The sequence below is a fragment of the Methylobacterium sp. E-046 genome (genome assembly GCF_022829625.1).
GTDB lineage: Bacteria > Pseudomonadota > Alphaproteobacteria > Rhizobiales > Beijerinckiaceae > Methylobacterium > Methylobacterium longum.
The window spans coordinates 1-2,237 of record NZ_JAKSYP010000111.1 but is presented as its reverse complement, the minus strand read 5'-3'; the positions used below and the strand labels follow the sequence as shown (position 1 = coordinate 2,237).

General features: G+C 67.2%; 2 protein-coding genes and 2 pseudogenes. 3 read left to right on the top strand and 1 reads right to left on the bottom strand.

What is annotated here, in order from left to right; translation table 11 throughout:
• Positions 1-143 (top strand): annotated as a pseudogene (locus tag MKK82_RS10410) (porin family protein); the annotation flags it as partial.
• 570 nt (positions 144-713) lie between these two features.
• Here the strand turns inward: MKK82_RS10410 and MKK82_RS10405 are convergent.
• Positions 714-890, bottom strand: a complete 177-nt coding sequence (locus MKK82_RS10405) for a hypothetical protein (RefSeq protein ID WP_238294241.1) — start codon at positions 888-890, stop codon at positions 714-716.
• Between the two features lie 580 nt (positions 891-1,470).
• Here MKK82_RS10405 and MKK82_RS10400 point away from each other — a divergent pair.
• On the top strand, positions 1,471-1,671 hold the full coding sequence (locus tag MKK82_RS10400; protein ID WP_238294242.1) for a hypothetical protein: 201 nt from the start codon (positions 1,471-1,473) through the stop codon (positions 1,669-1,671).
• Between the two features lie 296 nt (positions 1,672-1,967).
• Positions 1,968-2,237: pseudogene (locus MKK82_RS10395) on the top strand (hypothetical protein); the annotation flags it as partial.

Genomic DNA, 2,237 nt, shown 5'->3' with positions numbered 1-2,237 from the left:
TCGACCGCAACACCCGCAACCAGGGCGCGTTCGTGATCAACGCCGCCTCCAACGTCCCGGCCTTCTACAGCCCGGTCGGCCGCCGCTCCGACGAGTTCGCCGTCGTCCGCGCAGGCCTGAACTACAAGTTCGGCTCGTACTGAGATCGGTCGGACTGCTCCCGGCCATTGCGCCGGGAGACGCGGCGGGCGAGGCGGACGGGTCCTCCCATCGCCCGCCGCCGCGGCAGACCGGCCGTCCGGTTGACCTTCGCATCCCCAGCCCGATCAAACTGGCCGCGAGGTCGGCGACACCCTGGGAGCACCCGCTCCCGGGGTGTCTCGCGTTCCAGGATATTTCGCGTTTCAAGGTATCTCGGGCTTGGGAAACGCGCCGCGGGCTCGGGAAACGCGCCGGTACAGCTTCGGCGCGGAGCACCGTTCGCCTCTTCGTTCGCCTCTAGGACTGCCTCTCGGGCCGCCATGGCCTCGACCGCGGCGATGACGTTCCCCGGTTTGGCCGTCCGGCGGATCGGACGGCCGGCTGGCAGCCCATCGCGCTCGGCGATCACCGCGACGAGCCTGCGCTGTCGCGCCGTGAGGCGTGCGCGGAGCACGCCGCGCGGGTCGGGCCTGGAGCGCGGGCTGACCTTGGAGAAGACGCTCCCGCGACGCCGTGCTCGGGCCGGGGCAGCCGGAGCGGGAAATGCCGCGGCGGTCGTCCTGTCGCCGGGTTCAGGAGAACGGCGGCTCGGGCATCTTATGGCGCTGTGACCACACCAGGCCGCGATACGAACTGGTCAGCATGGCGACCCCCGGTCGGTCGCCCAGGAAGCCGTCCACCATCTCGGCGGAGCGGGCGATCGCGGCCCCGATGGTCGGCGCGTTGAAGGCCGTGCTGTGGATGTCCACGCTGCCTTGGGGCCGAGGTCTGGCGATCCGCAGATGGTACTGCATGGCCGGATACCGCGCTCATGGACGCGTCGCGAAGGCGTTCACGTCCGTATCAGATCGGAACGCGAGCCCCATGTCACGCCGAGCGCCCTTGATCCGGTTCCAATCGGACGGGCGATGTCCGCAAGCGATCTCCGGCGGTCTGGCAGGTCGGCCGGTCGCCGGGGGCGGCCACCCTCCGCTCCGCTCCCGTGAGGCCCCTCAACCCGCGCGTGCCCGTGCCGCGCCGCCGCCAGGGCGATCATCCGGGTGGTGTTCCGAGGCTTGACGGCGCGGAGCCTGCTTCCGTTCAGGGCAGGCGGGCGGCGTGCCGGTCAACCGCTCCGCGCCCGCGCCCGCGTGCCGTCGGCGACCGGACTGAGGTCGAGCGCCGCAACCGCGGCATCGGGCTCTGCCCTCCCTCCGACTTTCCGTGACTTCCATCGGCTCCCTTCGGCTCCCGGTGCGGCCACGGCGGCGCAGTCGCACCGGACACGAACGCGATTGCTGCGCAGCTTGAGCGGGGATAGAGACCGCTCTCGGATCCGGAGCAGGCCTGATGGGCGATGATGTAACCGCCCTTCTCGTCGCCCTCGCGCGTGAGAACGCCGACCTGCGCGAGCAGCTCGCCCTCGCTCAGGACATGTTGATGGAAACCGCGATCGACGCGGGGAACCTGCACGCCCTGATCGAGGCCGTGCAGGTCGAGCGCGACGCGTGGCGGGACGAAGCCGAGCGGCTGCAGGCGCGCCGAGCGTGAAAAATCCTGCTGCCTGCGACGACTTGTAGGCGAATTTATCCTCAAAATACGCTATCTATGGTTGTGTACTTGAAAAGTACTGCGTGCACTCAACACATCCCTGTGATGCAGACTACTCATCAGCAGTAGACGTGCCGCACTATCGACAATATTAACGACGCTTAACGGTTGAATTCTGATCGCGTGGCGGTGTTGGTCTTTCACGGGGCCGCCGCGGTTCGTCACAGGGTATATTTGGTATCCTGTCGAAAAATCATGATCATCCGAGTTGTTCATGATCGTAAAGCAGTCAGATTATGTCGGATACAGCTGTACACCGCGATGCGTCCGGTGATTTCATTTTTCAAGATAATCCTGAGATCGGCGCGATGACCAAGATGGTCGACTCGAATGTGGCCCGCGTCGCGGAGTCAGCTTTGCCGGCGGCGCCCTTCGTGGTTGGCGGCCTGCGTCTGGACTGGGCGGCCAAGCGGAGCCTGGACGTCGGCGTGGCGGTGACGGCGCTGTTCGTGCTTCTGCCGCTGCTGCTGCTGATCGCGGTTCTGGTCTGGGCCGGCGACCGGCAG